Genomic DNA, 21,555 nt, shown 5'->3' on the forward strand with positions numbered 1-21,555 from the left:
CTTTCAGATGCGCTCGGTTTCGGCCAGAGGAGCCAGGCCTTTGAGCCGGTCTTGCAGTTGGCGCAAGAACAAAAGGGCCTCGAGCGGACTGGTGCGGGCCAGGTCGAGCTGGAGCAGTTCTTCCAGCACGTCTTTGGACAGCCCCTGCTGGTTGGCCTCGAGGCCGGTCAGCACGGCTTTGGCCCGCTGCAAAACCTCCCTGGGTAGCCCGGCCAGCCGGGCTACTTCCAGCCCATAGCTCTTGCTGGCGGGCCCTGGCAACACCTGGTGGTAAAACACCAGCCCCCCGGCCTCCTCCTTGGCGGCCACGTGGGCATTGCGGGCAGCAGCCATGCGCTCAGGCAAGGCGGTGAGTTCGAAATAGTGGGTGGCGAAGAGGGTGTAGGCCCCCACCTGGTCGTGCAGGTATTCGCAGGCCGCCCAGGCCAAAGCCAGGCCATCGTAGGTGCTGGTGCCGCGCCCAATCTCGTCCAGCAGCACCAGGCTTTTGCTCGTTGCACCTTGCAGGATGCTGGCGAGCTCCTCCATCTCCACCATAAAGGTGCTGCGCCCCCCGGCGATGTCGTCCGAGGCTCCAATGCGGGTGTAGATGCGGTCGAACAGGGGCAGGGTGGCCGACTCGGCGGGCACGAAGGAGCCAATCTGGGCCAGCAGGGCAATCAGGGCGGTCTGCCGCAGGTAGGTTGACTTGCCAGCCATGTTGGGCCCGGTCAGGATCAGAAGCCGGGCCGAGGGGTTCATGGCAAGGTCGTTGGGGATAAATGAATTGCTGCGCTCTACCACCGGATGGCGCCCGGCCACAATGTGTAGATGGCCGTCGGGTGAGAAGCGGGGGCGGCTGTAGCCGTACTCCACCGCAGCCTCGGCCAGCGCAGCGTACACGTCCAGTTCGGCCAGCACCTGGGCCGCCTGGCGCACCTCGTCGGCGGCCTGGGCCACCTGCTGGCGCAGCTCCAGGAACACCGCGTACTCACGCTTGATGGCCTCGGTTTCGGCTTGCAAGATTTTGCGCTCCTGCTCCTTGAGCTCTGGGGTACTGAAGCGCATGCGGTCTTTGAGGGTTTGCAGGGGCCGCCAGTCTTTGGGCACCAGGCTGTAGTGGGGGCGGGTGACCTCGAGGTAATACCCAAATACCGCGTTGTAGCCCACCTTCAGATTGGGTATTCCGGTCTTTTCTCGTTCCGCGCTTTCCAGATGGGCAATCCAGGCCCGGCCCTCCTCGGCCCGGTGGCGCAGCTCATCCAGCTCGGGGTCGAAGCCTTCTCGGATCAGGCCCCCGTCGGTAATCTTGAGCGGCGGGTCTTCCACCAGGGCAGCGGCGATGCGTTCAGTAATCGCAACCGAATAGGGTAGACGCTCGGATAGGACTGCGAGCGGCCCCACCCCCGCCAGCAGCTCGGTCAGTTCGGGCAACAGCGATAAGCTGCGTTGCAAGGCCGAAAGGTCGCGGGGGCTGGCCCGACCGGCCAACAGGCGGGCCGCCAGGCGTTCCAAATCGTGCATGCGGTAGAGCACCTTGCGCACCTCGCTTCGCAGTACCCCATCGCGCACCAAGGCCTCCACGGCATCCAGCCGGGCTTGCAGGGGGGCTTCCTCTACCAGCGGATGCCGCAGCCAGGCCCGCAGCAGGCGCCGTCCGGGCGCGGTGCGGGTTAGGCCCAGCACCCCCATCAGGGTACGTTCCCCGCTTTGGTCGCCCACCGAACTGGGCTCGTAAATCTCCAGGGTTCGCAGCGTGGCCTCGCCGAGCTGCATGAAGGCGCTGGGGTCGTAGCGCACAAAACTACGCACCTGGGGGAGCCCATTCTCCTGCACCCGCAGGGCGTAGGCCAGCACCGCTCCTGCCGAACGCAGCAGCGCGGGGTGCTCCAAACCGGCGGGTAGAGGGTCGAATTGTGCCTGTAGGGCAGCTTTTCCGGCCTCGCCCTGGAAGCCCTCCTCCGACAGCATGACCGGAAAACGCCGCTGGAACTCCTGCAAAAAACTGGGGTTGTGGTAGAGCTCCGGAGCCAGCAGCACCTCGGCGGGCCGAAAGCGGAAGAGCTCGTCGTAGAGGGCGCTCTTGCTGAAAAGTACGCTACCGCGAAACTCCCCGGTGGAGAGATCGAGCAGGGCCAGGCCGTAGCCATCGCCGGTGCTGATGGCAGCCAGGTAGTTGGCCTCCGGCTTCAACAGGTTCTCGCGCATGACCGTGCCGGGGGTGAGCAACTGTGTAACCTCGCGGCGCACCAGCTTGTCGGCCTCCTCAGCCAGTTCCACCTGGTCGGCCACCGCTACCCGAAAGCCTAGCTTCAGGAGCCGTTCAAGGTGCACATCCACCGAGCGCACCGGAATACCCGCCATGGGGGTGGTGAAGTCTTTGGCGGTTTTGTGGGTCAGGGTTAGGTTAAGAGCCCTCGAGAGCCTTTCGGCATCCTCACCAAAAGCCTCGTAAAAGTCGCCCACCTGAAACAGCAACAGATAATCGGGGTAGGCATCCCGCAGTTCGACGTACTGCTCGAGCAGAGGTGGTAGGGGCCCCGGCCCCTGGCCCTTGAGGGTCATGCTCATCATGATACCCCCAAGCCTCTGGGTTGGAAGGTGAAAACAAGTATCGTGTGCGACTTATTTTTTTACTTACCGGGCCACTTCCCAGGCCAGATGCTCCAGCTCGGGTTTGATCAGCTTCTCCCAGGCCACCTGTACGGCGTTGGGCGAGCCGGGCGTGGAGATCACCACCTTCTTGCGGTAGGTTCCCGCAGTGGCCCGCGAGAGCATGGCGGCGGCCCCCACCTCGCTGTAGGAGATCATGCGAAACAGTTCGCCGAACCCCGGCATGGGCTTCTCGATTTTGCGAACCAGCACGTCGTAGGTGGTGTCGCGGGGGGCAATGCCGGTGCCGCCGTTGAAGAGAATTATTTGCGCCCCTGCGTTTACCATATCGTCCAGGGCCTGGGCTACCTGGTCGGGCTCGTCCTTGATGATGCGGTAGCCCACAATTTTGTGCCCCAGCGCCTCAATTTCGGGCCTCAGGTAGTGGTAGTTGGTATCGGTCTCGAGGGTGCGGGTGTCGGAAACGGTTACGATGGCGATGTTGACCGGGCCCCTGGCTTTGGCAATCTCCTTGTGTTTGTCGGTACTCTCGGACATGCCTGCAATTCTACGCCTCTACGCCGATGGAGCGCGGTAAAAAGTGGGGGCAGATGGAGCCCGCGTCGTTTGGTGTATATGAAAGGGGCGGTTCCAGCTACAAAAAAAAGTGCTTTTCCCTGGCGGCTGATGTGTTTCACACTGCCAGTTTCTCAAGTTTTCTAGGAACGCTTGCTGCTCCATGTGCAGCTCCCGCAGGGGGCCGCTGCATTGACGGCCAGGGCTGGCCCATCACTCCTATCTGCTGGAACCTCCCTGTAAGTGCGGTGAAGGGGTGGCTGGGAGCCTCTTCCACTGACCAACATCACCCCCGGCAGACCAAAAGGATGTGTGGTTGCTCCCAGCCCGAACTGATCTATACGAAGCGGCGCGTATGCGCCTGGCCGCAAGGGCGCGCTGTCACCTTCAGACCGCAGGCCGGAGAGCGCCGGTTCCGGCCGCTCTGGCCAGCTCCTCGGCGAAGGCGGCCACTTCCTCGGTCACCCTGGCGTTACCTGGACCCCTTAGCTCCGCCACCTTCCAGGCCCCGCTGACCCATTCCAGGCGCAGGGTGGCCACCCGCTGGTCCGCCCCGTCGCGGAGGCTGAAGAAGCGCTCCTCATCCAGCAGAACCGACGCCCAGTTCTCCTCCCCGAGGCAGTGCCGCATGGCCTTGCCCTCCTCCTCCAGGGCCTGGGGGGAGAGGAGTTCCTCCGCTACCAGCTGGCCGCAGGAAAAGGGGCTGGGGAAGAGCGGCCTGGGCCTGTCAAAGACCCGCCGGGCCAGGGCCTCCAGGCCGAGGTTCTTCCCGAGAGAGGAGAAGCGCCCGGGCTCCCGGCCCGATTTCATGGCCTCGAGGGCGGCCAGGAACCCTTGTGCTGTCGCATTGTTGCAGTGGAAAACGCCCTGCATAACCTCGGTTCTTACTCCTGCCATCCAGGCTTTGGTGCTCGAGCGGGCCAGGCAGTAGGTTGACCGGAGCGTCCTGGGGCCTGGGGTCAGCCCTCCCAGGGGTTGAGCAGCCGGATAGGCAGGCCCCGGAAGTGGGCGGTGTTGCGGGTAACCAGGATGAGCCCGTGGTGCAAGGCGGTAGCGGCCAGCAAGGCGTCCAGGGGAGAGAGGGGGCGGCCCTCGTTCAGGGCCTCGCCAGTAAGGGCACCCCAGGTCTCCAGAACCTCGAGGTCCAGCGGCAGAATCTGCCCAGCGAAGCGGCGCTCGAGGTCTTCGATCCAGCGCTCCAGCACCGGCCTGCGTGGTTCGGGGGCGCGAACGGCCCCCTGCACCAACTCCCCCAGGGTGAGCGCCGAAAGGTAGGCTTCCTGCAGCGGGAGCCCTTTCAGCCAGGCCACGACCCTGGGGTGGGGCTGGCGCCGGGCGGCCTCAGAGACCACGTTGGTGTCCAGCAGGTAGCTCAAAGGCCAACCTCTCGGTAATCTGCCTGGGAGCGGTCGAAGAGGGCGTCAGCTTCCTCGTCGGAGAGGGGTTCCGCAGGGCGTAGCGCCTCGAAAAGGGATAGGTTCTGGCCGAGCAGCCGGGTGTAGGTCTCCCAGTCCAGCACCACCACCGCAGGACGACCACGTCGGGTTACGGTCTGGGCTTCACCCTTCATGGCCAACTCCACCACCTCGGAGAAACGGGCCTTGGCTTCCTGAAGCTGCCAGATGCGTTTCACTCAAACAGTCTAGTCTGACTGGATGATTGGGTCAAGCTCAGGTGCCGCTCCCAGAACTCCCGCTCTCTATATTGCACAAAACTCACCAACTGCCGAAAAGCCCAGCTCCCCGTCATATGGTTGAACAGGGCGCGAGCCTTCTGTCCTGCAACAGATCGCCCCCGGCTTGCGGCCATGGCAGGTGTCCAATCTGGCCGCGATAGAGCGTTTTGCCGCCAAACCCTTCGAACTACTGACGCGGTTGGGGGTGGTGTGATTTCACGCACCGGCCCTGCCGAGGAAGCCAGTTTTCCCTCCCTATAACAGTACAGCTTGCTATACTCTGCACTTGACCGCTCGATGCCCAGGGCGGCAAAAGCTGCTAAGCGACTACTTATGATCGACCAAGTACACACCCTCACGCTTAATTGGGAGGGGCCTTTTGCCTGGCCGGGATTCGAGAGTGTGGCTGGGCTGCCTTCACTTCCCCAAAAACCCGGGGTCTACCTTCAGACCTTCGAATACCAGAACGGCTACCTGATCTACCTCGCCGGGATCACCCGTCGCCCAGTCTCGGCCCGCTTCAAGGATCACACCCGCAAATACCTCAACGGTGAGTACAACGTGCTGGACATCGACGCGGCCCGGCGAGGGGTGCGCAAGGAGGTTTGGCACGGCTGGGGGTACGCGCGGGCGCACCGGGAGGAGTTCGAGGCGCGCAAACCGGAGATCCTCGAGGCTGTACGCCGACAGCTGGCGGGCTTTTGCATCTTTGTCGCGGACGTGGGGACTGGCCCTCGAGTCCTCGAGCGCATCGAGGCTGCGGTCATGAACCATCTGTACCGGCAGCCGCCCCCTTTCTGCGATATTCCCGACAAAGGCATGTACCTGGCTCCCCGCCGGCCTTCGGAGGACCCCATCCGGGCCGAGAACGTCTGCAAAGCCTTTCTCCACGGGCTCCCTGATTGCATGGAGGTATAACTAAGTATCGCTATTTGGTGACATTTGTTGACCAATAATGGTCAGGTTTATTAGTATGGAGTTTCAAGGGGAAATGTCACTATGCCTAAGGCAGCCCACTGGAACAAAAAGCTGGTCAACATCGCTGAAGCCAAGGCCCAGCTCTCCCGCTTGATCGAGCGGGTCGAGCGGGGGGAGGTCGTCCTCATTGGGCGGTATGGGCGGGTGGTGGCCAGGCTGGTGCCTCCTGAGCAGCCCGTCAAACCCAAGAGGGTACCGGGGGTCTGGAAGGGGAAGGTCTGGATGGCCCCGGACTTCGACCAGCCCAATGCCGAGATCGCGCAGATGATGGAGGAAAGCCCCCTTGAACCTGCTGCTCGATAGCCACGTCCTCTTGTGGTGGCTTTCCGACGATAAAAGGCTGAGCCGCAAAGCCCGTGGGCTCATTGAGCACACCGACGAAGTATTCGTGAGTGCGGCCACCACCTGGGAGCTGGCGGTGAAGGCTTCGCTGGGGAAGCTACGGATGCCGGAGGGTTTTCTGGAGGTGGTGGAGGCGCAGGGTTTCCTTCATCTCCCCATCAGCCCCGAGCATGCCATGGCCGTACAAAGCCTTCCGTGGCATCACCGCGACCCCTTCGACCGCATCCTGCTGGCCCAGGCCATGGTCGAGGGATTGAAGTTGGTGAGTGCGGATGCTGCGCTAGCTCCGTACGGAAGACTCGTGATCAGGGTTTGAAGAGACAGTGCCAACTTTGCTGACGACACCTCAGACTGCAAGTTCGAGGCTTCACCGCCCCCTCCCCCAGCCTTCGGCTGGGCCGAGCGGTTCTCACGGGACGGTTCACGCCGCCGGTGGCGGCGGCGTACCTACCCCCGAAGACCCCGTCCCCCCATCTGGGAGGCAACTGTGCTGGGCAGCAGCTCAATATTTCTGAAGAGCGCTCTAAGGGCGCTTGCCAGAGCTGTCCGGGACGGGCCAAAACTAGTCCTGCGGCGCAATCACAAAGGCCGAGGCAATCTCGTCCTTGTCGCTCAGGTTCATTACCCTGACCCCGCTGGTGGCCCGCCCGTACTGGGAGATGCTGGCCACGCTGGTGCGAATGGCATTACCCCGGCGCGAGAGTACCAGCAGATCTTCGTTGCCCTGTACGCGCATGAGGGCGGCTAGCTGGCCCACCTTTTCGTTGGTATTGAAGGTGATAACCCCCACCCCACCGCGGCCTTGCAGGGGGTACTCGGAAATGGGGGTGCGCTTGCCGTAGCCATGGGTTCCCACAGCCAGCACCTCGCCCTCCTCGCCTTTGGGCAGAATGACCAGCGAAACCACCTGGTCGTCGCGGCCTTCCTTGAAGCGAATGCCGGTTACGCCCTGGCTGGCCCGCCCGGTGGCCCGCACATCCGAGAGCTCAAAGCGGATGGCCTGACCGCTTTGGGTTGCCAGCATAACCTGGTCGCCTTCCTGGGCAATGGCTACCCCGACCAATGCGTCGTTTTCTACCAGGTTGATGGCAATCAAGCCCGCGCTGCTGAGGTTCTGGTACTCCTTAATCTCGGTTTTTTTGATCAAGCCGTTTTTGGTAGCGAACACAAAGTAGCCTTCCTGGGTCAGGTCGCGCACGTTCAGCAGGGCTGCTACCTCTTCACCCTCTTGTAGGGGCAGCAGGCTGACGATGTGGGTACCTCGAGCCTGCCGGCTGGCTTCGGGCAGCTCGTGGACTTTTTCGCCATAGACCCGGCCCCGGTTGGTGAAGATGAGCAGGGTATCGTGCATCGAGGCCACAAAGACCGAGATGGCCTCGTCCTCGGCCTTGGTTTTGCCAGCCTGGGCCCCCGTTCCTCCCCGGCCCTGGGCGCGGTAGGCCTCGAGCGGGGTGCGCTTGACAAAACCCTGGCTGGTGAGGGTGATGACCATGGGCTCATCCTCGATGAGGTCCTCGAGGCTGAAGCCTTCTTCGAACTCGGTAATCTGGGTGCGGCGCTGATCGCCATACTTGTTTTTTATATCCAGCAACTCGCCCCTAACCACCTGCCACAGCCGCTTTTCGTCGCCCAGAATGGCCTCGAGGCGCGCGATTTCTTCCATCAGGTCGCGGTATTCGGCTTGCAGCTTGTCCCGCTCCAGGCCCACCAGCCGTTGCAGACGCATATCCAGGATGGCCTGGGCCTGAATCTCGCTCAGGTTAAAGCGGCTAACAAGCCCCGAGCGGGCTTCGGCGGCATCCTGCGAGCCGCGAATTAGGGCGATGACCTCGTCAATGTGGTCGAGGGCAATCAAAAGCCCTTCCAGCACATGGGCGCGTTCTTTGGCTTTACGTAACTCGTACTCGGTACGCTTGCGTACTACCACCCCACGGTGCTCGAGGTAGTGGCGCATTATCTCCAGCAGGTTGAGCACCTTGGGCTCGCCGTGCACAATCGCCAGTAGGTTCACGGTAAAGCTGGTCTGTAAGCGGGTGTGCTTGTAGAGCTTGTTGAGCACCACCTGGGGGTTGGCCCCGCGCTTGAGTTCGACGGCAATGCGCATGCCCTGGCGATCCGACTCGTCGCGCAAAGCCGAGATTTCCTCGATGACTTTGTTGCGAACCAGAGAGGCGATCTGAGCAATAAGGTCGGCCTTGTTGACTTGATAGGGAATTTCGGTAAAGACCAGCATGGCCCGCCCGTTTTTATCTTCGTTACGGTAGCGTGCGCGGATCTTAAGGCTGCCACGCCCGGTGGCGTAGGCCTCTTTGATGCCCCGGCGCGAAAGCTTGGCTCCGGTGGGAAAATCGGGGCCGGGCAGAACCTTCATGACCTCCTCGAGAGAGACCTCGGGGTTATCAATCATCTGCACCAGCGCATCCACCACCTCGCTCAGGTTGTGGGGGGGGAGGCTGGTGGCCATACCGACGGCAATACCGGCGGAGCCGTTGACCAGGAGGTTGGGCAGGGCCGCCGGAAGCACCTCGGGCTGCTCCTGGGTGCCGTCGTAGTTGGGCGCGAAAGGCACGGTTTCTTTGTCGAGGTCTTGCAGGAGCTCGAGGCCAATATGGGAGAGCCGGGCCTCGGTGTAACGCTGGGCGGCCGGCGGATCGCCGTCCACCGAGCCGAAGTTGCCCTGCCCGTCAATCAGCGGGTAGCGCAGGTTCCAGGGCTGGGCCAGGCGTACCAGGGTGTCGTAGATGGCCGCATCGCCGTGGGGGTGGAACTTACCCATCACCTCACCCACAATCTTGGCGCACTTCACGTGCTTGCGGCTCGGCAACACCCCGTCCTGGTAGGCGCCATACAGGATGCGCCGCTGCACCGGCTTGAGGCCGTCGCGCACATCGGGCAGGGCCCGGTCGACAATGACCGACATGGCATAGTTGATGAAGCTTTGTTTGACTTCGTCGGTGATTTCAATGGGAAGAACCTGGGACATTCAATAACTCCTATTTTGCTTTCAGCACAAAAAAAGCGCACGTGAACGTGCTTTGTATCCAACACTCTATTATACTCCAACTCGGGCAATTATGGCAAAAACAGAAAATGTGCAGGGCCCGTCAAACAGTTGACGGAGTTGAGAAATTGTTTTGCTTGGTTGGGCTGGGCTAAAGCGTTGTTTTGGAAGGTGGTTTAGCTCTGGCCACAGCGGAACGCTGCGGATGATGGGGGTGGTGGGATTGTAGCCACCCCTGTTTTGGAGCCAGGCACACGATCTGCCAGCCGCGTGGAAGCGCGATAGGGGCTACTTTATACTCAAGCAGACATAGCGGTTCGCGCGAATGCCGGATGGGGCTTCACATTTGCCAACCTGAGGCTGGTGTTTGCGAGAAACGCAAGCAATGCGGAGGAATCCATGCCCTACATCCTTGCCCTCGACCAGGGAACCACCAGCAGCCGGGCCATCGTCTTCGACCTGGAAGGACAGCCCAAAGCCATGGCCCAGCAGGAGTTCATGCAGCACTTTCCCCAGCCGGGCTGGGTCGAGCACGACCCCCTGGAAATCTGGCAAACCCAGCTTCAGGTAGCCCGCGAGGCCATCCGGCGCGCCGGCATCCAGCCCGGCGAGATTGTGGCTCTCGGCATCACCAACCAGCGCGAGACCACCGTGCTGTGGGAACGGGCTACCGGCAAGCCGGTCTACCGGGCCATCGTCTGGCAGGATCGCCGCACTGCGGCTATCTGCGATGAGCTACGCAAAGGGGGCTATGAAGGCGTATTCCAGCAGAAAACCGGGCTCTTGCTGGACGCCTATTTTTCCGGCACCAAGGTGAAGTGGCTTCTGGAAAACGTGCCGGGGCTGCGGGAGCGGGCCGGGAAGGGCGAGCTCTGCTTTGGCACCATCGATAGCTGGCTGATTTACAACTTGACCGGGGGCCGGGTACACGCCACCGACGTCTCCAATGCCTCGCGCACCCTGCTCTTCAACCTGCACACCTTGCGCTGGGACGAGCACCTGCTGGGCATTTTGGGTATTCCCAAGGCGCTACTGCCGGAGGTGCGTCCATCGGCGGGGCTATTTGGCGAGACCGCTCGAGAGTTGCTGGGGGCGTCCATCCCCATTGCGGGGGTGGCGGGCGACCAGCAGGCGGCTTTGTTTGGGCAGACCTGCTTTACCCCCGGCATGGCCAAGAACACCTACGGCACCGGCTGCTTCATGCTGATGCACACCGGGCGGGCGCAGGTGGCTTCGCAGAACGGCCTGTTGACCACGGTGGCCTGGCAGCTCGAGGGGGAGCCGCCCGAGTACGCCCTGGAAGGCTCGGTGTTTGTGGCGGGGGCGGTGGTGCAGTGGCTGCGCGACGGCCTGGGCATCCTTCAAAACTCCAGCGACGTGGAAGGCCTGGCCCGCCAGGTGAGCAGCACCGATGGGGTGTACCTGGTGCCGGCTTTTGTGGGCCTGGGCGCGCCCTACTGGGACCCCTACGCCCGCGGCACCATCGTGGGTCTGACCCGTGGCACCAGCAAAGCCCATCTGGCCCGGGCGGCTTTGGAGGCCATCGCCTACCAGAGCAAAGATGTGCTCGAGGCCATGGAGGCCGACTCCAGGCTGCAACTTTCCGAACTTCGGGTAGACGGGGGGGCCACCGCCAACGACCTCTTGATGCAGTTTCAGTCCGACATCCTGGGCACCCCGGTGGTGCGGCCCCAGGTAACCGAGACCACTGCCCTGGGGGCCGCCTACCTGGCTGGGGTGGGGGTGGGGATGCTCACCCGCGAGCAGATTGCCGAACGCTGGGCGGTGCAAGCGCGCTTTACGCCGTCTATGCCCCCGGAGGAGCGCACCCGGCTGTATGGCGGCTGGAAGAAAGCCGTAGAGCGGGCTCGAGGCTGGGTAGAAGGGTAGCTTTCATACCCGCGTCACACCGGGGTGCTAGGATTGAGGCTGGAGGGTCAATTATGGATTTCAAAGAACTGGCCAACAAAGCCCGCGAGGCTGCCGAAAATGCACTCAAGCAGGCCGAAGCTAAATTCAACGAGGTGAAAGCCAACCTCGACAAGGACGGCGATGGAGTGCCGGATCAGCTCGAGGGGGTCTTGAACCAGGCCAAGCAAGCCACCGAACAGGCCAAAGCCAAGTTCGAGGAGCTGAAGTCTAACCTGGACAAGGATGGCGACGGCCTTCCCGACCAGATCAAGCACCTGAGCGAGCAGGCCCGGCAGGCCGCCGAGCAGGCCAGGGCCAAGGCCGAAGAGCTGGCCAAGGCCGCCCAGGAGCGCCTGGGCAAAAAGAGCTAGGGGAGTGCTGAACATCAGGGGCTGCACGGCCCCTGGTGTTTTTTTACAAAGAAGGCCAGACCAGCACCTCTTGGCCCACCCGCAGGTTGTGAAAAAACAGGGCGTCGGAAGAGAGCAGCAACTGCGGGCCGGCGTTGCTTTTGGCCTCGACAGGCAGTTGCAGAATGCGATTTTCTGCGCGCACCTCAACTTGTGCAAAAGAACCAAAGTGGCTGCGCCAGGCCCGCAGAAGCTGGGAATCTATACGGGCCACGGCAGAACCCTCGAGCCTGGCCACTACCAGGCGTACCGTATGGGGGGTGCGGGTGGTAATCTGCACCAGGCCCAGCCGGGCTAAACGGCTTACGTTAAGGTTCACCGCGTCGTTGGAAAGCCCGCTTGCCAATGCAAGGTCGAAGAGGCTGATGGGCTTGCTCATGTGCTGTAGTAGCTCAAACTCATCGGGCGAGAGGGTGAGGTGGGTGGTGCGGTTGGCATCGGTAAGTTGCACCTGATCGAAGGGGCTCAGGTCGAGGCGCATATCCATAAAGCGGATGGCCTCGAGCAGGTAGTTGTCGAGAGAACCTTGCAGGCTCGATTGCCTGGCCCGTTCTCCCACCAAAAAGCGAAACTTGCCCTCCTTGAGGGACAGAATCTGGAACAGGCCGTCACGGCCTATCTGGTTTTTGTACTGTGCGTGAACCGGCTGGCCTTGCTCGAGGTAGACCTCACCCCCCGGAACCTTGAACGCCCCGGTTTGTCGGGCCTGTGAGAGCAGTTGCAAAAGCTCGATGGGGCCCAAAAGCTCGAACGTGCCGTCCATATCAGTCGCCTCGTATACCTTACAATAAAGCCAATTTTTGCTTGTGCCAGCCAGCTTTTGACCAAACAGGGGTTGGCCGGAGGGAAAATGCTTTCCAGCTACCGTTTAGCAGTGGCTCACCCACCATAAAAAAGCCGTTCAGGTGTGGTCTGGCATGAGCCATTAGAACCCGTCCTGAACGACACTTATTCTGGTCGAGGCGAGAGGATTTGAACCTCCGACCACACCCACCCCAAGGGTGTGCGCTACCAGGCTGCGCTACGCCTCGAAACTTTTTACCTGGGCCAAAGCCTCAGGCACACACAAGTCTAGCGACCTGAGGTCAAAACGTCAACACATTGGCTTGACCTCTGGCAAAGCCACCGCTATACTCATAACTCGCTGTGGGGGCGGTTAGCTCAGCTGGTTAGAGCACACGCCTGATAAGCGTGAGGTCCCGGGTTCGAGTCCCGGATCGCCCACCAAGTCCAGGACGAGAAAAACCGGAGTCGCTAAGGCTCCGGTTTTCGCTTTATATAGGCTATAAGCCCGCTGCTTGGGTTCTTTAGGCCGAACTCGAGCGAGCCCAGTGCTAGTAATACCTGGACGGGTCCACGTAGCGAAAGTTGCCGTTGTTGTCAATAACGATTACCCGGAACCACATCTGATCGCTGGGGATGAGCACGCCCCCGCCGGTAAAGCCAATCACCTGACCCTGGCTAACCCGCTGGCCCACCGATACCCGGGGCTCAAGCACATTCACATACTGGGTGGCAATCTGGTCGGAGTGGCGGATGGTTAGGGTGTAGCCCAGGTTGGCAATAAACAGGCTGTCAATGACCACCCCGTCGGCGGCGGCCACAATGGGGCTGGAGGCCTCGGCCCCCTGGAGGGTTTGCCAGTCGTTGCCTTGAAAGCCATAGGGCTCGGCGACGCGGCCACCACGTACTGGGAATTGCAAAGCCCCCACCACCTCGCGCGGAACCGCAGGGGTCTCGCGCTCGCGGCGGGCCGCTTCTTCGCGCTGGCGTTGGGTGAGCAACGCCCGTTCTCGCTGGGCTTGTAGCTCGCGTCTTCGACGCTCTTCCTCGGCCCGACGGCGCTCCTCGGCGATGCGCCGCAGCTCGGCGGCAATGCGGCTTTGCAGTACCTGCAGCTCGGCCCGGAGCTGGGCCTGGGCTTGCAGGGTTTCGCGCAGAAGCACCTGTCGGCCAGCCTGCTGCTGCCGCAGGTTGGCGACGGTTAGCAGCACGGCTTGGCGGTTTTGGGCCAGGGCGGCGATGCGCTGCTGCCGTTCGGCCCGACGCTCGCTAAGGGTATTCACCAGTAGCTCCAGCCGTACCTGCTCTTCGCCGAGCTGGCGCACGGTGTTTTTGATGCGTTCCATAAGGTCGGTCTGGTGCTGCCCCAGCACCCCTACCCAGCGGCTGCGCACCGACAAGTCGGTGAAGGACTCGGCCCGCAAAAGAGGTAAATAGCGCCCGGCCCGCTCGCGGTGCAGGCTTTGTAGCAGCGCCGAAAGCCGCTCGCGCAGGCCCTCGAGCTCCTTTTGCAGGCTGGCTATGCGGGCCTCGGCCTGTTTTTTCTGGCCCTCAAGCAGCTCTATTTGCCGGGTTAGCTCGGCCCGTTCGCGCTCGAGGCGGGTGATTTCGGCCTCGAGGCGGCGCAGTTCTTGGAGCTTTTGCCTGGTAGCGGCGTCGAGGTTGGCCAGGTCGCGGTTGAGCTGCTCAATGCGCTGTTGCTGGAGCTGAAGGAGCCGACGGTTTTGTTCGGCTTGCTGCTGTAGCTGGTTGAGGTTGGCCTGGCCCAGGGCCCCGGACTGAAAGGCCAAGGCCAACAGCAAGCCCGTAAGCCAGAAAGCCTGGGCGATATTGCTGTAAATACCCCAGGCCCCTTGCGGGCTATTTTTTTTAGCCCCCACCGCTGGGCTCTGCTTCATAGGTCGGTCTCCCGCAGGTTGGCCCGGCTGGCCAGGTAGGCCCCGGTGGCCCCCAGCAGAACCGCCAGCACCAGCATGGCCCCGGCGGCTCGAGCCAGGTCGCCATCGGCCAGCACGGGTACGAAGGGCAGCAGGTTTTGCAGGGCCTGGGCCAAAAAGCGATAGGAAACCACCCCCAGTCCCAGCGCTACCAGGCCCGCAGCCAGGGTGAGCAGGGTTCCCTCGGCCACAAAGGGCCCCTGGATGAAGCGCCGGGTGGCCCCTACAAGCTGCATCACCCGTAGTTCCTCGCGCCGGTTTTCGATGGAAAGCCGGATCGTGCCCATTACGCTAAAAAGTGTGTCCAGAAGAAGCAACAAGACCAGTATGTTTACGGCTACCCGCAAACCCCCCAGCACCCGCACCAGCTGCTCGGTAAGGGCGCCACCATACTCCACGCTGTCTACGCCCTCCAGCCGGGCTACCCGTCGCCCCACTTCGCGCACCGCCTGGGGGTCGTTCAGCCTGAGCCGGATGGTGTCGGGAAGGGGGTTCTGGATAAACTCGCGGGCCTGGGCCAGATAGGGATAATCCAGCTGGAGCGTGGCCAGGGCCTCTTCTTTGGTTTGTAGCCGGGCCTCGCTGACCTCAGGCCAGGTTTTAATCTGGTTGAGGATATCGCTGGCCTGGGCGCCGGGCTTGAGAAAAGCAGCCACCTCCAGTTCGCGCTCGAGGGTGGCCACCACCCGATCCAGGTTCCACAGCAGCAACCCCAGCAAAAACAGGAGCGAAAACGATACCAGGGCGGTAAAAAAGGTAGCCAGGGTACTGGTTAGGTGTTGACGCAACGAACGCAAAGCCTGAGAAAAAGCGTACACGACATTAGTGTATCTGCTGCCACCCGCCGATGGGTGAATCCCGGCTTAGTGCTGTATTTTTTAGGGAGGCCACCGGTTTGAACAAAGACAAAGCCACTTGCTGTGTAGAATATGCTTGTTGTGCGACCTTGAGCCATTTTTCTTACAGGAGGCCGGAATGTGCTGAGCGGAAACCTGGCAGAGTTCCCCCTTTTAAGGCTCTTGGAGACCCTGATGGGGGCGGCCAGGGGTGGGGCTTTACTCATCGAGCACCCCAGTTTTGCGGGCGCTATTTATCTGGAGGGGGGTCATCCGGTGCATGCCCAGGCTGGTTCACTGCGGGGTTTGGAGGCCCTCGAGCTTCTGGCCGGCCTGCGCTCTGCGCCGTTTCGCTTCGACTCCGAACAGCAGACCCAAGAGCGCAGCATCGAGCCTGGCCTGAGAACCCACCGGCTCATCCTGCACCAGTTCGAAGCCTGGAAGGAGATAGATCTGCCCGACAACTGGGAGCTGCTGCTACAGGCCCGTCCTGCCCAGGGCCATACCCAGCTCAGCCCCCTCGAGGTTAGCGTGCTAACCCAGGCCCAGGGGAAAAGCCTGGCCCAGGCATTGACACATGGACGGCTCTCACCCCTCGAGACGGCCCAGGTGCTCAACAAACTTTTGCGTTTGGGCTTGCTCGAGGCCCGGATGCACCTGCAAGTACAACCGGAACCCCTGGTGGCGCTCACCCTGTACGGCGCAGGGCAGGGGGTGGCCGCCATCGACGAGGAGCTGTTTTTGCGCTGGCAAAGGTTGTTGGGGGGAGGGTTTGTGGTGCGTGTGCGTAGTAAAACCCAGGAAACCACCCTGCGCCCCGAGCCCCGCCTAAATATGCAGGGCCGGGTGGGGCTTTTCGAACGCGACTTGCGTCAACTGCGCCTCAGCCGGGGTGTAGCGGTAGAAGTCTGGCCAGAGGCCAGGTAAAACAAAGGCGGCCTTATGGATCTACTTGCGCTTAACGACTATATCAACCGAGCGGTCTATGGCGAATGGATGATGCTGGTTTTCATCCTGGTGGGCCTGTACCTGTCGCTTCGCACCGGCTTTGTGCAGTTTGGTCGGCTGGGCACGGCGCTGCGCGAAACGCTGGGGGCCATACGCGAACGCTTCCTGAGTTTTGGGGGCCAGATTACGCCTTTTCAGGCCGCCATGGTCGCCGTGTCTGCTACCATCGGAACCGGCCATATCATCGGCATGGTGGGCGCGGTAGTGCTGGGCGGTCCAGGTGCGGTGCTGTGGATGTGGATTGCGTATCTGGTGGGCATGGCTACCAAGTTTGCCGAGGCTGTTCTGGCGGTACACTTTCGGCGCCAGTACACCGATGGCTCGGTTCTGGGCGGCCCCATGGTTTATATCCGCTATGGCCTGGGCCCACGGATGGCCTGGTTGGCGGCTTTATTCGCCCTCTTTACCGCCATTGCGGCGTTTGGGATTGGCAACCTTTCACAAGCGGGCGCGGTGGGGGCAGCCCTGGCCCAGGAATTTGACGTGCCGCCTGCCATTACTGGTTTGCTGGTGGCACTTCTGGTCGGGGTTTTGCTGGCCGGAGGCATTCGCTCGGTGGCGCGCTTCGCGCAGATGGTGGTGCCGCTCAAGCTGGTACTGTTTCTGGTGGCGATTCTGCCGCTGCTCTTGATGCACCTTCAGAACCTTCCCGCTGCGCTGGCGCTGATTGTTTCTTCGGCTTTGAGCTTTCAGGCGGCTGCGGGGGGGGTGGCCGGGGCTGCGGTATCGCTGGGCCTGGCCGAAATCCTTAAAGCCGGCGTGGGGCGGGGTATTTTTGCCAACGAAGCCGGGCTAGGCTCAGCGGCCATTGCCCATGCCCAGGCCCAGGTAGACCACCCGGTGCGGCAGGGCTTCTGGGGCCTGACCGAGATGCTTTTGAGCCTGACGGTTACTACCCTGATGGCCCTGACCTTCATCGCCAGTGGGCTCTGGCAGTCATATTTAGGGGGCGACCGGGTAGAGGCGGCCCGTGCTTTGTTCGCCGAGCATCCGCTGGGGGTAGCCCTGCTGGGGCTGCTGCTGGCTGTTTTTGCTTTGGGCACTATGGTTTCGTGGGGTTTTTATGGCGAAGAGGGCGCAGCCTATCTGTTTGGCGAGGGCATCCGCTGGCCTTACCGCCTGACCTTTGCGACCTTTGCTTTTGTGGGGCCACTGGGTGGCCTGGCCGCCCTGACCAGCGTGGCCGATACCTTGAATGGCCTGATGGCCATTCCCAACCTGATTGCTCTGCTGGCCCTGGGGGGGCTGGTGGGCCGGCTGGTGCGGGAGTTTTTCGGCGGGATGCCCTGGCAGCCCCCACAGGAAGAAGATTGATACCAGGGGGATGTTTTCTGGGCAGACCATCCTGCGGCTCGGGCTGCATTTAAGGAGCCAGCTTGCTTGTACACTCGGCACATGAGCGTACCTAAGCGACTGGTGGTGGGGCTTTCGGGGGCTTCGGGGATACCTTATGCCCTGGACTTGCTGCAAACCTTGCGGCGAATCCCGGGGCTGGAAACCCACCTGGTGATGACCCAGGGGGCCAAAAGGGTTCTGGTAGAGGAAGCAGAGCTAAGCCTGGAGGCGGTGGAGGCCCTGGCCCACGTGGTGCACCGCAGCAGTGACCTGGGCGCGCCGGTTGCTTCAGGAAGTTTTCGCACCGTCGGCATGGTGGTGGTGCCGTGCAGTGCGACCACGCTTTCCAAGGTGGCCTACGGTCTGGCCGACAACCTGCTGACCCGGGCCGCCTACGTCACCCTGAAGGAGCGACGCCCGCTGGTGCTGGTGCCGCGCGAGACCCCTTTGCCCCTGCCGAGCCTCGAGGCCATGGTCAGGGCGGCCCAGGCGGGGGCCACCATCCTGCCGGCTGCCCCCGGCTTTTACCACAAACCCAAGGCCATAGACGACCTGCTGGCCTTTATGACCCAGCGCATTCTGGATTTGTTTGGCCTCGAGTACCCCCGGGCGCCCCGCTGGGGTGAGGTGCGGGAGCTCGAGCTCGACTAGCGCAGGAAAAACAACCCGTACACCACCCCAATCAGGATGCGGTAGATGGCAAAGGGCACGAAGCTGTTGCGGCTCACAAAACCCAAAAGCCAGCGCACCGTTAGCAAAGCCGACACAAAGGCCGCCAGGAAACCCACCGCCAGCAGGCCCCAGCTATCGGTGCGGAACTCGCCCATGTTGCGTACCAGCGAAAATCCGGTGGCCGAAAGCATGGTGGGTACGGCCAGGATGAAGGAAAACTCGGCTGCGGCTCGGCGCGAAAGCCCCAGGGTCATGCCCCCCACGATGGTGGCCCCGCTGCGCGAGACCCCCGGCATCATGGCGATGGCCTGAAACAGACCGATGAACACTGCGTGAAGCGCGGGCATCTGGTTGACGTCGTCGTAGCGTTTGTGGTGCTGCAGCCAGCGATCCACAAAAAGCAAGAGGATGCCCACCCCAACCAGATTAATCACCACGATCAGGTCGTTGCCCAAAAATACGTTTTCGATAACGTCTGCCAGCAAAAAGCCCAGGATGCCGGTGGGAATGAAGGCCACAATAATGCGCTTCCAGACCTCCATATCCTGCAAGAAACGCTTGAAGTACAGGGCCAGAACAGCCAGGATGGCTCCAAGCTGTATAACCACCACAAAGCTCTTGATGAAGGGGTCGTGCTCGATGTCGAGCTGAAGCAGGTGGGCTGCCAGGGTAAGGTGGCCGGTAGAGGAGATGGGCAAAAACTCGGTTAAGCCCTCCAGGACTCCTAGAATAAGCGCTTCGAAAACCGTCACGTCCCAGAGGATACCATGCCAGGTTTGAGCGGGCCGCGCAGACGCGGTAGGATTCCAGGCGTGAAGGTTTCGGTACTGTTGTCGGCAGCCGGTTCGGGGGAGCGGATTGGGCGGGGCCCTAAAGCGTTTTTGCAGGTGGGGGGAAAGACCCTGCTGGACTGGGCCCTCGAGGGTTTTTCCTGGGCTGACGAGCTGGTGGTAGCCCTTCCGCCGGGTTTCCAGAAGGAGGGTCTAAAAACCGTTCTGGGGGGCCAGACCCGCCAGCAAAGCGTGTACAACCTGCTACAGGCCGCTACCGGCGAGGTGGTGCTGGTGCATGATGTGGCCCGGCCCTTTGTGGTGCGGGCAGCGGTGGAGCGGCTGATGGAGGCGGTGCGGGCCGTGGGGGCGGCCACCCTGGCGGTGCCGGTGCCCGATACACTGGTGCGGGAAGAAGACCAGCAGTACGGCGAGGTGATCTCGCGCGAACACTACCGGCTGGTTCAAACCCCCCAGGCCTTCCGGCGGGCCATCTTGTGGCAGGCCCACCAGCAAGCCCGCGCCCAGGGGATTGAGTTTACCGACGATGCCCAGCTGGTTCAGTGGCTGGGCCATCCGGTGGCCCTGGTCGAGGGCGACCGGCGGATGTTCAAGGTGACCTATCCCGAAGACCTGGCACTGGCAGAAGGGTTGGCGCAGGTATGGAGCTCTTAGCCCCGGCCAAGGTCAATCTGGGCCTTTCGGTGTTGGGCCGCCGGCCCGACGGCTACCACGAGCTGCATACCCTGTTCGCGGCCTTGCGGGTGGGCGACCGGCTCTGGGTGGAGGCCATTCCTGAAGGGATCAAGCTGGAGGTGCGGGGTCAGGGCCTTCCCGCCAACACCGACAACCTGGTGTATAAGGCCGCGCTGGCCTACCTGAGCGCAGCAGGCTGGCCCGGCGGGGTAAAAGTCGTGCTGGAGAAAAACCTTCCCCTGGCGGCTGGGCTGGGTGGGGGCTCATCCGATGCAGCGGCGGTACTGCGGGCTCTGGCCAGGCTCTACCCGGCGCCCCTCGAGCTGCCCTCGCTGGCCCTGAAGCTCGGGGCCGACGTGCCGTTTTTCCTGGGGTCTGGTCTGGCCGAGGGGCGGGGTGTGGGCGAGCGGCTCACCCCTTTGCCGCCGCTGCAGGCTGCGCTGGTGCTGGTCAACCCGGGCATCGCGGTCTCGGCGGCTGAGGCCTATAAAGGCCTTACACCCGAGATGTGGCAGCCCGAGCTGGATGTCGCCGGGATACAAGCAGCCATACAGGCGGGGGAGGAACCTCCCTACTGGAATACCCTCGAGCGCCCGGTTTTCCGCATGCACCCTTATCTGGAGGCCCTCAAGCAAGAGCTCTACCGCCTGGGCCTCAAGGGCGTGCTGATGTCGGGCTCAGGCTCCACCCTGTTTGGTCTGGCCGGCGATGTGCATGAGGCCCAGCATTTTGCCGAGGTTCTGCGCAGCAAATACCCTTCTTTTTGGGTGGTAGCCAGCGAAACCGTAAGCTAAGTGCTGTACATTTCTCCCATCAGGCCGTATTATTCAGGCGTCATCGGGGGTGCCCGGAAGCGCCGGGCTGAGAAACACCCTTTGAACCTGATGCGGTTTGCACCGCCGTAGGGAGCATGACGCGATACCCTCCCGATGACATGGAGGGATTTTTTATGCACAAACCCCGAACAATCGGATGGCTGGCCTGGCTCGGTGTGCTGTTTGCCCTGTTGGCGATGGGGTTTTTCCCTGCGCTGGCCCAGCAAACCACCCTGACCGTCCTCACCCACAACAGCTTTAGCCTCGATAAGAACTTGATAGCCAGCTTTGAGCGCGAGAGCGGTATCAAGCTGCGCTTCCTGAAGGGGGGTGATGCCGGCGAGATGCTCAACAAGGCCATTTTGAGCAAGGGCGCGCCCATTGCCGATGTCATCTATGGCTTCGACAACACCCTGCTCTCGCGTGCACTCCAGGCCGACATCCTGCAGCCGTACCGCTCACCCGAACTGAGCAACCTGCGCCCTGAACTCCTGCTCGACCAGACCTTCCGGGCCACACCGGTGGATTTTGGCTATGTGGCCCTCAACTACGACCGGGACTACTTCAAGGACAGGCCCCTGCCCCAGCGCTTCGCTGACCTGGCCTCGCCGGAATTCGCCGGGCTGCTGGTGGTGCAGAACCCGGCTACCAGCTCGCCGGGGCTGGCCTTCCTGCTGGCCACCGTGGCGGCTTTCGGGGAGGAGGGCTATCTGGACTTCTGGGAAGGCCTGCGCAAGAACGGGGTGCGGGTGGTCAGTGGCTGGAGTGAGGCCTACTACACCCACTTCACCCGAGCTGGGGGTGACCGCCCCCTGGTGGTCTCCTACAGCACCAGCCCTGCCGCCGAACTTTACTACAGTGAGGCCAAGCCCAAGCCCAGCGAGCCCCCCACGGCCAACCTTTTCCTGCCGCGCAGCTCGTTTTTTCAGGTGGAGTATGTGGGCATTCTGAGGGGTACGCGCAACTTGCGGGCGGCCCAGCGTTTTGTGGACTGGCTGCTTTCCAGGCCCGTTCAAGAAAATATCCCTACCCAGATGTGGGTGTATCCAGCCCGGCGTGAGGCCCGGCTGCCCGAGGTGTTCCGCTTTGCTCAGGTGCCCCTCGAGCCTGCCCGCCTAACGCCGCAACAAATAACCAACAACCGCGAGCGCTGGATTCGCGAGTGGACACAGGTGGTAGTGCAGGGTCAGGCCGCAGAGGCGGTACGGGCCCGCCGCTAGGCTACCGGGCCGTGGGCGG

General features: G+C 62.3%; 21 protein-coding genes, 2 tRNA genes and 1 riboswitch. Of the genes, 12 read left to right on the top strand and 11 right to left on the bottom strand.

The window, feature by feature from the left end; translation table 11 throughout:
- Positions 1 to 3 precede the first annotated feature (3 nt).
- The 5 genes from mutS to Q355_RS0104745 form a co-directional block, all read right to left on the bottom strand.
- Positions 4 to 2,550 (bottom strand): DNA mismatch repair protein MutS, encoded by a 2,547-nt coding sequence (gene mutS / locus Q355_RS0104725; protein ID WP_027876735.1) that lies wholly within the window; start codon positions 2,548 to 2,550, stop codon positions 4 to 6.
- A gap of 66 nt (positions 2,551 to 2,616) precedes the next feature.
- The gene (locus Q355_RS0104730) at positions 2,617 to 3,129 is read right to left on the bottom strand and encodes a MogA/MoaB family molybdenum cofactor biosynthesis protein (RefSeq protein ID WP_027876736.1); all 513 of its coding nucleotides are present in this window, start codon (positions 3,127 to 3,129) and stop codon (positions 2,617 to 2,619) included.
- A gap of 405 nt (positions 3,130 to 3,534) precedes the next feature.
- Complete coding sequence (locus Q355_RS0104735) at positions 3,535 to 4,044, bottom strand: PcfJ domain-containing protein (RefSeq protein ID WP_156941869.1); 510 nt, start codon at positions 4,042 to 4,044, stop codon at positions 3,535 to 3,537.
- 62 nt (positions 4,045 to 4,106) lie between these two features.
- A complete protein-coding gene (locus tag Q355_RS0104740; RefSeq protein WP_027876738.1) occupies positions 4,107 to 4,523 on the bottom strand; it encodes a type II toxin-antitoxin system VapC family toxin in 417 nt (138 codons plus the stop codon).
- Positions 4,520 to 4,780 (bottom strand): type II toxin-antitoxin system Phd/YefM family antitoxin, encoded by a 261-nt coding sequence (locus tag Q355_RS0104745; RefSeq protein WP_027876739.1) that lies wholly within the window; start codon positions 4,778 to 4,780, stop codon positions 4,520 to 4,522. The genes Q355_RS0104740 and Q355_RS0104745 overlap by 4 nt, the downstream gene beginning before the upstream one ends.
- Positions 4,781 to 5,155: 375 nt before the next feature.
- Between Q355_RS0104745 and Q355_RS0104750 the strand changes: the two genes are divergently transcribed.
- The 3 genes from Q355_RS0104750 (at position 5,156) to Q355_RS0104760 (ending at position 6,458) form a co-directional block, all read left to right on the top strand.
- Complete coding sequence (locus tag Q355_RS0104750) at positions 5,156 to 5,740, top strand: hypothetical protein (RefSeq protein WP_027876740.1); 585 nt, start codon at positions 5,156 to 5,158, stop codon at positions 5,738 to 5,740.
- 81 nt (positions 5,741 to 5,821) lie between these two features.
- Positions 5,822 to 6,103 (top strand): type II toxin-antitoxin system Phd/YefM family antitoxin, encoded by a 282-nt coding sequence (locus tag Q355_RS0104755; protein ID WP_027876741.1) that lies wholly within the window; start codon positions 5,822 to 5,824, stop codon positions 6,101 to 6,103.
- Positions 6,084 to 6,458, top strand: coding sequence for a type II toxin-antitoxin system VapC family toxin (locus tag Q355_RS0104760; protein ID WP_027876742.1), 375 nt, complete (start codon positions 6,084 to 6,086; stop codon positions 6,456 to 6,458). Before Q355_RS0104755 ends, Q355_RS0104760 begins: the two co-directional genes overlap by 20 nt.
- Before the next feature lie 246 nt (positions 6,459 to 6,704).
- On the opposite strand, the gene gyrA is transcribed toward Q355_RS0104760, so the two are convergent.
- Positions 6,705 to 9,125, bottom strand: coding sequence for a DNA gyrase subunit A (gyrA, locus tag Q355_RS0104765; protein ID WP_027876743.1), 2,421 nt, complete (start codon positions 9,123 to 9,125; stop codon positions 6,705 to 6,707).
- A gap of 417 nt (positions 9,126 to 9,542) precedes the next feature.
- Here gyrA and glpK point away from each other — a divergent pair, with 417 nt between their 5' ends.
- Together glpK and Q355_RS0104775 are read left to right on the top strand one after the other, a co-directional pair.
- Positions 9,543 to 11,033: a glycerol kinase GlpK gene (gene glpK, locus Q355_RS0104770; protein WP_027876744.1), complete on the top strand. Its 1,491-nt coding sequence runs from the start codon at positions 9,543 to 9,545 to the stop codon at positions 11,031 to 11,033.
- A gap of 53 nt (positions 11,034 to 11,086) precedes the next feature.
- The gene (locus tag Q355_RS0104775; protein WP_027876745.1) at positions 11,087 to 11,425 is read left to right on the top strand and encodes a hypothetical protein; all 339 of its coding nucleotides are present in this window, start codon (positions 11,087 to 11,089) and stop codon (positions 11,423 to 11,425) included.
- Between the two features lie 43 nt (positions 11,426 to 11,468).
- Here the strand turns inward: Q355_RS0104775 and Q355_RS0104780 are convergent, their stop codons facing one another.
- Entirely contained in the window at positions 11,469 to 12,227 is a 759-nt protein-coding gene (locus Q355_RS0104780; protein WP_027876746.1) for a DUF4388 domain-containing protein, read from the bottom strand.
- A 191-nt stretch (positions 12,228 to 12,418) separates the two neighbouring features.
- A tRNA-Pro gene (locus tag Q355_RS0104785) sits at positions 12,419 to 12,495 on the bottom strand.
- Between the two features lie 119 nt (positions 12,496 to 12,614).
- Here Q355_RS0104785 and Q355_RS0104790 point away from each other — a divergent pair.
- Positions 12,615 to 12,691 (top strand) — tRNA-Ile (locus Q355_RS0104790).
- 107 nt (positions 12,692 to 12,798) lie between these two features.
- Here the strand turns inward: Q355_RS0104790 and Q355_RS0104795 are convergent.
- On the bottom strand, positions 12,799 to 14,145 hold the full coding sequence (locus tag Q355_RS0104795; RefSeq protein ID WP_084496054.1) for a murein hydrolase activator EnvC family protein: 1,347 nt from the start codon (positions 14,143 to 14,145) through the stop codon (positions 12,799 to 12,801).
- Positions 14,142 to 15,002: a cell division protein FtsX gene (locus tag Q355_RS0104800; RefSeq protein WP_027876748.1), complete on the bottom strand. Its 861-nt coding sequence runs from the start codon at positions 15,000 to 15,002 to the stop codon at positions 14,142 to 14,144. The genes Q355_RS0104795 and Q355_RS0104800 overlap by 4 nt, the downstream gene beginning before the upstream one ends.
- Positions 15,003 to 15,161: 159 nt before the next feature.
- On the opposite strand from Q355_RS0104800, the gene Q355_RS0104805 reads away from it, so the two are divergent.
- The 3 genes from Q355_RS0104805 to Q355_RS0104815 all read left to right on the top strand — a co-directional run bounded on the left by Q355_RS0104805 (position 15,162) and on the right by Q355_RS0104815 (position 18,014).
- Complete coding sequence (locus Q355_RS0104805; protein ID WP_027876749.1) at positions 15,162 to 15,947, top strand: DUF4388 domain-containing protein; 786 nt, start codon at positions 15,162 to 15,164, stop codon at positions 15,945 to 15,947.
- A gap of 15 nt (positions 15,948 to 15,962) precedes the next feature.
- Positions 15,963 to 17,342, top strand: a complete 1,380-nt coding sequence (locus Q355_RS0104810) for an alanine/glycine:cation symporter family protein (protein WP_027876750.1) — start codon at positions 15,963 to 15,965, stop codon at positions 17,340 to 17,342.
- A gap of 81 nt (positions 17,343 to 17,423) precedes the next feature.
- A complete protein-coding gene (locus Q355_RS0104815) occupies positions 17,424 to 18,014 on the top strand; it encodes a UbiX family flavin prenyltransferase (protein WP_027876751.1) in 591 nt (196 codons plus the stop codon).
- On the opposite strand, the gene Q355_RS0104820 is transcribed toward Q355_RS0104815, so the two are convergent.
- Positions 18,011 to 18,787 carry an undecaprenyl-diphosphate phosphatase gene (locus Q355_RS0104820; RefSeq protein WP_027876752.1) on the bottom strand — a complete coding sequence of 259 codons (777 nt, stop codon included), beginning with the start codon at positions 18,785 to 18,787 and terminating at the stop codon, positions 18,011 to 18,013. The genes Q355_RS0104815 and Q355_RS0104820 overlap by 4 nt on opposite strands.
- Before the next feature lie 60 nt (positions 18,788 to 18,847).
- Here Q355_RS0104820 and ispD point away from each other — a divergent pair, with 60 nt between their 5' ends.
- The 3 genes from ispD (at position 18,848) to Q355_RS0104835 (ending at position 21,536) form a co-directional block, all read left to right on the top strand.
- Entirely contained in the window at positions 18,848 to 19,480 is a 633-nt protein-coding gene (gene ispD / locus Q355_RS0104825; protein WP_027876753.1) for a 2-C-methyl-D-erythritol 4-phosphate cytidylyltransferase, read from the top strand.
- On the top strand, positions 19,468 to 20,295 hold the full coding sequence (locus Q355_RS0104830; RefSeq protein WP_027876754.1) for a 4-(cytidine 5'-diphospho)-2-C-methyl-D-erythritol kinase: 828 nt from the start codon (positions 19,468 to 19,470) through the stop codon (positions 20,293 to 20,295). The genes ispD and Q355_RS0104830 overlap by 13 nt, the downstream gene beginning before the upstream one ends.
- A 35-nt stretch (positions 20,296 to 20,330) precedes the next feature.
- A riboswitch (TPP riboswitch) is annotated at positions 20,331 to 20,427 on the top strand.
- 86 nt (positions 20,428 to 20,513) lie between these two features.
- Entirely contained in the window at positions 20,514 to 21,536 is a 1,023-nt protein-coding gene (locus tag Q355_RS0104835; protein ID WP_051529317.1) for a thiamine ABC transporter substrate-binding protein, read from the top strand.
- The last annotated feature ends 19 nt before the right edge of the window (positions 21,537 to 21,555 follow it).

The sequence above is a fragment of the Meiothermus cerbereus DSM 11376 genome (assembly GCF_000620065.1).
In the GTDB taxonomy this organism is placed as follows: Bacteria; Deinococcota; Deinococci; order Deinococcales; family Thermaceae; genus Meiothermus; species Meiothermus cerbereus.

What these genes read in the sequence shown, in the direction of transcription:
- mutS (WP_027876735.1), bottom strand. Translation starts at nt 2,550, where the DNA reads ATGAGCATGACCCTCAAGGGCCAGGGGCCGGGGCCCCTACCACCTCTG.
- Q355_RS0104775 (WP_027876745.1), top strand. Translation starts at nt 11,087, where the DNA reads ATGGATTTCAAAGAACTGGCCAACAAAGCCCGCGAGGCTGCCGAAAAT.
- Q355_RS0104755 (WP_027876741.1), top strand. Translation starts at nt 5,822, where the DNA reads ATGCCTAAGGCAGCCCACTGGAACAAAAAGCTGGTCAACATCGCTGAA.
- Q355_RS0104730 (WP_027876736.1), bottom strand. Translation starts at nt 3,129, where the DNA reads ATGTCCGAGAGTACCGACAAACACAAGGAGATTGCCAAAGCCAGGGGC.
- Q355_RS0104810 (WP_027876750.1), top strand. Translation starts at nt 15,963, where the DNA reads ATGGATCTACTTGCGCTTAACGACTATATCAACCGAGCGGTCTATGGC.
- gyrA (WP_027876743.1), bottom strand. Translation starts at nt 9,125, where the DNA reads ATGTCCCAGGTTCTTCCCATTGAAATCACCGACGAAGTCAAACAAAGC.
- Q355_RS0104795 (WP_084496054.1), bottom strand. Translation starts at nt 14,145, where the DNA reads ATGAAGCAGAGCCCAGCGGTGGGGGCTAAAAAAAATAGCCCGCAAGGG.
- Q355_RS0104815 (WP_027876751.1), top strand. Translation starts at nt 17,424, where the DNA reads ATGAGCGTACCTAAGCGACTGGTGGTGGGGCTTTCGGGGGCTTCGGGG.
- glpK (WP_027876744.1), top strand. Translation starts at nt 9,543, where the DNA reads ATGCCCTACATCCTTGCCCTCGACCAGGGAACCACCAGCAGCCGGGCC.
- Q355_RS0104735 (WP_156941869.1), bottom strand. Translation starts at nt 4,044, where the DNA reads ATGGCAGGAGTAAGAACCGAGGTTATGCAGGGCGTTTTCCACTGCAAC.
- Q355_RS0104830 (WP_027876754.1), top strand. Translation starts at nt 19,468, where the DNA reads ATGGAGCTCTTAGCCCCGGCCAAGGTCAATCTGGGCCTTTCGGTGTTG.
- Q355_RS0104750 (WP_027876740.1), top strand. Translation starts at nt 5,156, where the DNA reads ATGATCGACCAAGTACACACCCTCACGCTTAATTGGGAGGGGCCTTTT.
- Q355_RS0104780 (WP_027876746.1), bottom strand. Translation starts at nt 12,227, where the DNA reads ATGGACGGCACGTTCGAGCTTTTGGGCCCCATCGAGCTTTTGCAACTG.
- Q355_RS0104835 (WP_051529317.1), top strand. Translation starts at nt 20,514, where the DNA reads ATGGGGTTTTTCCCTGCGCTGGCCCAGCAAACCACCCTGACCGTCCTC.